This window comes from Pseudolactococcus laudensis, from assembly GCF_013449735.1.
In the GTDB taxonomy this organism is placed as follows: Bacteria; Bacillota; Bacilli; order Lactobacillales; family Streptococcaceae; genus Pseudolactococcus; species Pseudolactococcus laudensis.
This window is the reverse complement of the sequence record NZ_JACBNY010000038.1, coordinates 1-8,012: the sequence shown is the minus strand read 5'-3', so window position 1 is coordinate 8,012 and position 8,012 is coordinate 1. Positions and strand designations below refer to the sequence as shown.

The following is an 8,012-nucleotide window of genomic DNA, read 5'->3' as shown; positions in this document are numbered from 1 at the left end:
TATAATTCAAAACGAATCCATCAAAGTTTAGGGTATCTTACACCTAATCAATTTGAAAAGGTAAGTGCTTAAAATAAATAGATTAAAATTCTACGTTTGTTACTCTAAAAAATTGACTTAACGTCATTTATCGTTTCAAAAAGCGGGGAGATTCGTCTACAAAATTCTTTAAATGACAAAAAGGGGTATGAATGTAGTCAGGGAAATCTAACTCTGACGGTACAAAATATCCTTGCTTCATGCGATCAAAATAAATATGATAAAAAATTTCGATTTTTAATAAGTTTGGTGTTGAAAGCACACCAAACTCTTGCATTAAACCTTTTAAAAATTCTGTCACTCGATTATCAATCAACTCTAGGAAAAGTTCGAAATCATGACCATACTGTTTCAGTATAAGTGAAAAATACATAAATCGTTGTGATTTTTCTCTTCCTTCAACAACATCTATGACTTTCCTTTTCTTTTTTAGAGTCAAATCAAATTGATATAAATAGCGTTTACACTTGAGTAACTCTCTTTTTCCAGTTTCATAGGAAATATATCTTTTTTCTACCGCTTCTGCCAAATTTATAAATCGTTTATGGTAAACTTCTTTAAAAAAATAGATAAAAAAACTATTTGACAGGTAACCACTTCTTACAACTTGAAAAGAGAAAAAATCAAAATTCTCTATCTGAACTCTATTTCTTCTTTTATGTATTCTAAAAATTTTCTTTCCAAATATTTCATCTATTTTATTATGAATTTTTTCAATATAGTAAGTAATCAAAGGCTCTGAAATACCTGTTACTTCAGTAATTTCATCTACTAATGCATCCCCATTATCTTTATTCAGCAAATACCAAATTAGTTTTAATTGCTTTTGTTCTGCTTTCGATAATATAAATTTATCCATTTTTTCACCAAAATAATTTTGTTTTTCATCTTTATATCATTGCACCAAGTGTACTCTATATAAAAATATCACACATTCGCCTCATAAAATGGTTTTATTTTTGTATATTTTTGTAAAAAAAATACACAGTCTATTTTCAACTAATACCACATTTGCTAAATTAGGCACCACTATTTTGACAATATGAAAAGCCTACTCTATGAGTAAGCTTTCTTACATTACTTTTCAACATCGCCTGCATCTGCTGTTGTTTCGGCAATTTTTTCATCCGTTACTGCATCATCAGACTGATTGACAATGACGATTTGATCATCAATAACATCTGCTGCGAGCATTTTATACTCTGGATGTTCAATATAGAAATCAGCAATAGCATCTTCAATATGATCTTGGATGGTACGACGCAGTGAACGCGCACCCATTTTTGGATCATAGCCGATGTCAACCAATTTTTCTTTAACAGCTTGAGTCACGTCTAAATGGATTTCATTGCGTGCAATTTGGTCATTAACATCCGCCAACATCAAATCAACAATTCTCAGTAGGTTCTCTTTACTCAAAGCTTTGAATTCAATGATACCATCGAAACGGTTCATAAACTCAGGGCTGAAGAAATCACCGAGTTGTCCTAAAACAGAATTTGTCGTCCCTTCACGTGCTGCACCAAAGCCAACATTAGCTTCGGTTTTACCGGTCCCTGCATTTGAGGTCATGATGATAATCGTGTCCTTAAAGCTAATCGTACGACCTTGAGCATCTGTCAGACGACCGTCGTCCAAGATTTGTAGAAACATGTGCATAACATCTGGATGCGCTTTTTCGATTTCGTCTAGTAAGATCAATGAATAAGGATTGCGACGAACTTTTTCAGTCAATTGACCTGCTTCTTCATAACCAACATAGCCAGGAGGCGCACCAATCAATTTAGCCACGCTATGTTTTTCCATGTATTCACTCATGTCAAAACGAATCATGCTGTCTTGACTACCAAAAAGCTCTAGTGCTAATTGTTTAGCAAGTTCTGTTTTACCAACACCAGTTGGACCAACAAACATAAAGCTACCGATTGGTCGATTAGCTTTTCCAAGACCCACTCGGTTACGACGGACTGCTTTAGAAATCTTATCAATGGCATCATCTTGACCGATGACGTGCGCTTTCAAGTCATCTGCTAGATTGATTAACTGTGTTTGTTCTTTTTCTTTCAAATCACCGACAGGAATATGCGTTTTTTCTTCAATGATTGCTTCAATATCCTTTTCAGTAATGACTGGTGTTTCTTCATCAGTCATTTCTTGCTTGGACAATTCTCGTAATTTAGCGATTTGATCACGGAAATGTGCAGCTTTTTCAAAGTCTTCAGATCGTAATGCTTCATTTTTTGCATCTTCAGAAGACTGAATCCGTTTGGCAATTTCCTGAGGGTCAACGAATTTCAAGGTCAGATTTTTCTTAGAGCCAGACTCATCTAACAAGTCAATAGCCTTGTCAGGTAAGAAACGATCTTGAATATAACGATTAGACAAGATGGCTGCCTGTTCAATCGCTTCATCCGTATATTTCACGTGATGGTAGTCTTCATAACGTTTTTGAATCCCACGTAAGATAGTAATCGTTTCATCAACAGAAGGTTCATCAACCTTAACTGGTTGCATCCGACGCTCTAATGCCGCATCTTTTTCGATGATACGATATTCATTCAATGTCGTTGCACCAACTAGTTGCAATTCACCACGTGCTAATGCTGGTTTCAAAATGTTACCAGCATCCATATTACCATCACCGGCAGAACCAGCACCAACAATTTCATGGATTTCATCAATGAAAAGAATCACATCTTTACGTTCTGAGATTTCTTTCATCAGTTTTTGCATCCGTTCTTCAAACTGACCTCGGATACCTGTTCCTTGAACAAGGCTCACAACATCAAGACGAATGACTTCTTTATTTTGTAATTTTTGAGGAACATCCCCATCAACAATCTTTTGGGCTAACCCTTCCACAACAGCTGTTTTACCAACACCAGGCTCTCCGATTAAGACGGGGTTGTTTTTAGTTCGGCGATTGAGAATTTCAATCACACGTGTAATTTCCTGATCTCGACCAATAACTGGGTCAATCTCACCTTTACGTGCACTTTCAGTCACGTTGAACCCGAAGTCCTCTAGCATACCTTTAGGTTGCGCATTACCACCGCGGCCACGAGGCGGTTGTCCACCATTGCCACCACGACCAGATTGTGTTGGCGGCGTGCCATTATCCGGACGGCCATTAGGACGATTCAAGTTATCGCCTAAGGTACCGAAGAGGTCCTCAAAAGGATTGTAATTAGCATCTGATTGATTGGTTGCACCTTGATTGGTACCACCACCAAAAAGATTTGTGGGACCACCAGCTTTCATAATTTGATAACAGTTCTGGCAGAGATCATTTTGTTTTTTAACACCATTTACATTTGTGTAGAGGTGAATCGTTGCTTCATTTAATTGACAATTTTGACAGAGCATAGACGGTAACTCCTTTACAGTTTGCAAGTATTTCCCAATGTTTTAAAAGTATAGAGAAAACTTCAAAATATTGAGAAAATCCTTGATTTTTTTATTTATTAAAAGGTAAATTGTCGTTTGACCAAATTTGACCTTTAATCTTATTATATGCTTATTGTAATCTATTTTCAAGAAAAATGCTCACTTAAAATCATATGGCACCTCTAAAAACTCAGATTTGCCACTTTTGGTTAAATTTCTCTATCGCCTCGTTATTGCTCCGCACCTTGCAGGAGCATGCGCACTTCATGCGACGAGTAACCGCAGGAGCAAAAGCAGTTTTTAGAGGCCCCATATTTTAGAGCAAAAAAAACGCCAGTTGACGTCTTTTGTTTTGCTTACATAAAATCGCGTAATTGTTTACTACGTCTTGGATGGCGTAATTTTTTCAAAGCCTTAGCTTCAATTTGACGAATCCGTTCACGCGTTACTTTGAACTGTTTGCCAACATCTTCAAGTGTGTGCATACGACCATCATCTAGACCAAAACGCATTCTAAGAACATTTTCTTCACGGTCAGTCAAAGTATCCATGACTTCATCAAGCTGCTCACGCAACATCACACGGTTGGTATAGTCAATTGGACTTTCAATCGCATCATCCTCAATGAAATCACCTAAATGTGAATCATCTTCTTCACCGATAGGCGTTTCAAGCGATACAGGTTCCTGAGCAATCTTCAATATTTCTCGCACGCGTTCTGGTTTAATATCCATTTCTGCACCAATTTCTTCAGGTGACGGGTCGCGACCTAAATCTTGTAAGAGTTGGCGCTGAATCCGGATTAATTTATTAATCGTTTCAACCATGTGGACTGGAATCCGAATTGTCCGTGCTTGGTCAGCAATGGCACGTGTGATAGCTTGACGGATCCACCACGTGGCATAAGTTGAGAACTTGAAACCTTTAGTATGGTCAAATTTATCAACTGCCTTCATAAGACCCATGTTACCTTCTTGAATTAAATCAAGAAATTGCATACCACGGCCAGAATAACGTTTGGCTATGGATACCACAAGACGTAAGTTGGCTTCAGCAAGCATTTGCTTAGCCATTTCACCTTCTTCACCACCCGCAACAATTGCCTCAGCTAAACGCGTTTCTTCATCAAATGTCAGAAGTGGGAAACGTCCGATTTCTTTTAAGTACATCCGAACTGGATCATCAATACGGACATTCGTTACGATTTCTTCTACTTCTTCTTCAGCTTCCTTTTCATCGACTTTTGTCGATTCAAGTGCCATTACTGACGGCTCACCTTTTTTATCAACGATTGAAATTCCGGCATCCTGAATTTTTGTCAATAAGGCTTCAATACCTTCAGCATCTAACTCAAATTCTGTGATGAGTTCAACTGTAATATCATCGTCTACAGCTTGACCTAACTTTTTATGGTCGCGAATAAATTCTGCTACCGCGACATCAAAAGCTGAGCCGATTTTTTTATTATCTTTTTTTGTTTCTACCAATTTTATACCCCATCTTGTTGTTTCTGAGCAATGATTTGCAAGGTTAATTGTAATTCTAAGGCTCTATTTCCCGTTTGCTTAGCTTGTACAAGTTGATCTTGTAACGCCTGCAATCGAGTGCCTTTAGCTGCCTTCACGAAATTCTTTAATAAATCATCAATTTCTTGATCAGATATATCATCCGGCACATTGACTGTTGATAAAACCTCATAAAATGTCTCTGCGGCTTCCCCAGTCAATTGTCCCATCAGACTTGTTTCTTCTACCTCTTCTAAGTCTTTCATGACTTCAAAAAGTTGTTGATACCGTCGATGCACAAACTGAAAATCATGTGTTGCAACGACACGTGCCATGACACTTGGATGATAAATCATCCGATGTAGTAATTGTAACTCAGATAACTCAATCTGCGACAATTTCTTAGCACCCATTACAGGAACAGGCGTTACAAGTGTTTGTTCAACATATGAATAGCCATCTTCCTCAGGTGGAGGTGGAGGAGGTGGTGTCATGCCATCATCAAACATAAACGGTTCGTCATAAATCGGCTGTGAGGCAACCACATTTTCCCGTCTTTGATTGACAGCAGACTCTACTTGATTATACTCGAAATCCGGTAAAATCTCAACTAATCGCTTTATATACGCATCTTGTGCAGTCAAAGATTCAATCGCCGCAATCTTAGGCCCAATTAAATCAATAAAATCTAATTGCGCTTGCAGATTGGTCAAATTCGCTGGCCTTAAATGGTCCATCAAAAACTCAACTGGTGCCATCCGACCAGTCGTCATCAAAGTGCCAAGCGCACCTGGATAAGCTTTATTATACTCGTCAGGGTCTAGACCATCAGGAATCCGAACCACTTCGACATCTTCCGAAGATAGCAAATTTAAAGCCTTGTAAATGGCATTCTGCCCAGCCTTATCTCCATCATAAACAAGGATAAATTTATGAGCGTACGACCGAAGTTTGCGAACATGTCCCTCCGTCAATGCCGTTCCCATACTTGCCACTGCGTTGCTAACGCCATTTTCATACGCCGCAATAACATCCATAAAGCCTTCCATCAAATAAACTTCATGCGTTTTTTTGATGCTTTTAGCAGCTCGGTCAAGGTTGTACAGCGCTTCAGATTTGTTGAAAATTGGTGTGGTCGTTGAGTTTTTATACTTAGCTAATGTTTTATTGTCTAAGTCCTCTGATCGCCAAATTCTCCCGGAGAAAGCGATGACTTGACCATGCTCATTATTAAGCGGAAACATGATTCGACCACGAAAACTGTCAAAAATGCGATTCTCAGCAAATGTTATCAAACCAGAATTTGTTAAAACAGATTCTTCAAATTTTTGTTTGACGCTCTGATATAGAAAATCATTATCTGACAAACTCAACCCAATATTGAATTTCTCAATAATTTCATCAGAAATACCACGATTCAGGAGATACTCTCGAGCCTTAGCGCCCTCTTCAGTCGCGGTTAGGACAGTGTGATAAATACGTGCTGCTTGATTGTGCAAATCATAAATAGCTTGATTTGGATTATCTTGTACTGGTCTTGTGTCTATTTCCAGAGGAATACCAGCTATATCAGCTACTTCTTTAACCGCCTCACGAAATGGAATATCCTTGTAGTCCTCAAGAAATTTAAAGACATCTCCAGACTTACCACAACCGAAACAATGATAAAACTGTTTCTGAAAATTGACATTAAAACTAGGCGTTTTTTCGCCATGAAAAGGACATAATCCGAGATAATTCGTGCCTGCTTTAGATAGGTGCACGTGTTGTGAAATCACATCCACAATGTTGACACTAGATCTGATTTCTTCTATCTTAACTTTTTCAAGAAGCGCCATGCTACCCCCAATCTCGTCTTAATCAGACACAATTAAACGGTGATAATCACCAATACATAGTCAAAAAAACGTCTATTCAACAATAGACGTATGTAACGGAGAAGACAGGATTCGAACCTGCGCACCGGTTTCCCAGTCTAACGATTTAGCAAACCGTCCTCTTGAGCCTCTTGAGTACTTCCCCAACTTCTTTATTATATCATTTATCAAATCATTTTGAAAGCTAAAATCTTTCGAATAAGCTAACAAATGGGCACAAGTGGACTCGAACCACCGACCTCACGCTTATCAGGCGTGCGCTCTAACCAGCTGAGCTATGCGCCCTAAGTTTACACAAAACATAAAAATGATTCATATACTCAGGTTGTTAGAGGTTTGATACCGCTGCTAAGAGACACCTTCAACAAAATCATCTACTAGATAATTTTGCTTTGATTTCGCAAACTCAACACTCTAACTAGCTGAACTATGCGACCTAATATATATTCATTAGGAACCATTCATTGCAATAAAAAAATGGTAAAGCGGGTGACGAGAATCGAACTCGCGTAGTTAGCTTGGAAGGCTAAGGTTCTACCATTAAACTACACCCGCAAAGTCTTATTTATTAAGACATACTATGGCGCGAGACGGAATCGAACCGCCGACACATGGAGCTTCAATCCATTGCTCTACCAACTGAGCTACCGAGCCAAATGATTCTATGTGGAGGTAGAGCAATTAAGGACATTTGCTAACGCAAATCCCATCCGCAGATTCGAAACATTGCTTCGAACTCTACCAACTGAGCTACCAAGCCAAAAATAGTTTATATAAATAAACAAAAGGAGGATGTGGGATTCGAACCCACGCACGCTTTTACACGCCTGACGGTTTTCAAGACCGTTCCCTTCAGCCGGACTTGGGTAATCCTCCATAAAAAAGTGGACCTTGTTGGGCTCGAACCAACGACCGCTCGGTTATGAGCCGAGAGCTCTAACCAGCTGAGCTAAAGGTCCAACTGAAAAAATAAAATAGCGGCGAAGGGGATCGAACCCCCGACCTCCCGGGTATGAACCGGACGCTCTAGCCAGCTGAGCTACACCGCCTAAGTGTAATTTTGATGTTTTACCATCAATCGGGAAGACAGGATTCGAACCTGCGACACCTTGGTCCCAAACCAAGTACTCTACCAAGCTGAGCTACTTCCCGATTTATATCATGTATTGGCAACTTGTCTTGACTACGTCAAGCTCACTGCGTT

Annotated in this window: 5 protein-coding genes and 8 tRNA genes; 1 reads left to right on the top strand and 12 read right to left on the bottom strand. The window is 39.0% G+C overall.

The annotated features are described in order from the left end of the window. On the top strand, positions 1–72 hold a 72-nt coding region (locus tag HZR21_RS12095; protein WP_330872713.1), incomplete at its 5' end, for an IS3 family transposase. Between the two features lie 55 nt (positions 73–127). On the opposite strand, the gene HZR21_RS10940 is transcribed toward HZR21_RS12095, so the two are convergent. The 12 genes from HZR21_RS10940 to HZR21_RS10885 all read right to left on the bottom strand — a co-directional run bounded on the left by HZR21_RS10940 (position 128) and on the right by HZR21_RS10885 (position 7,960). Then, the gene (locus HZR21_RS10940; RefSeq protein ID WP_180747646.1) at positions 128–898 is read right to left on the bottom strand and encodes a helix-turn-helix domain-containing protein; all 771 of its coding nucleotides are present in this window, start codon (positions 896–898) and stop codon (positions 128–130) included. Between the two features lie 218 nt (positions 899–1,116). After that, complete coding sequence (locus HZR21_RS10935; protein WP_180747645.1) at positions 1,117–3,405, bottom strand: ATP-dependent Clp protease ATP-binding subunit; 2,289 nt, start codon at positions 3,403–3,405, stop codon at positions 1,117–1,119. A gap of 377 nt (positions 3,406–3,782) precedes the next feature. After that, on the bottom strand, positions 3,783–4,919 hold the full coding sequence (gene rpoD / locus HZR21_RS10930) for an RNA polymerase sigma factor RpoD (protein WP_374940033.1): 1,137 nt from the start codon (positions 4,917–4,919) through the stop codon (positions 3,783–3,785). After that, positions 4,916–6,769: a DNA primase gene (gene dnaG, locus HZR21_RS10925; protein ID WP_180747643.1), complete on the bottom strand. Its 1,854-nt coding sequence runs from the start codon at positions 6,767–6,769 to the stop codon at positions 4,916–4,918. The genes rpoD and dnaG overlap by 4 nt, the downstream gene beginning before the upstream one ends. A 96-nt stretch (positions 6,770–6,865) precedes the next feature. Further along, positions 6,866–6,953, bottom strand: a tRNA-Ser gene (locus tag HZR21_RS10920). Positions 6,954–7,019: 66 nt separating this feature from the next. Then, positions 7,020–7,093 (bottom strand) — tRNA-Ile (locus tag HZR21_RS10915). Positions 7,094–7,292: 199 nt separating this feature from the next. Then, positions 7,293–7,363: transfer RNA gene (locus HZR21_RS10910), tRNA-Gly, on the bottom strand. Between the two features lie 26 nt (positions 7,364–7,389). Next, positions 7,390–7,462: transfer RNA gene (locus HZR21_RS10905), tRNA-Phe, on the bottom strand. Between the two features lie 132 nt (positions 7,463–7,594). Then, positions 7,595–7,684 (bottom strand) — tRNA-Ser (locus tag HZR21_RS10900). A 9-nt stretch (positions 7,685–7,693) separates the two neighbouring features. Next, a tRNA-Ile gene (locus HZR21_RS10895) sits at positions 7,694–7,767 on the bottom strand. Between the two features lie 16 nt (positions 7,768–7,783). Then, a tRNA-Met gene (locus HZR21_RS10890) sits at positions 7,784–7,857 on the bottom strand. 29 nt (positions 7,858–7,886) lie between these two features. Continuing rightward, positions 7,887–7,960 (bottom strand) — tRNA-Pro (locus HZR21_RS10885). Positions 7,961–8,012: the final 52 nt, after the last annotated feature.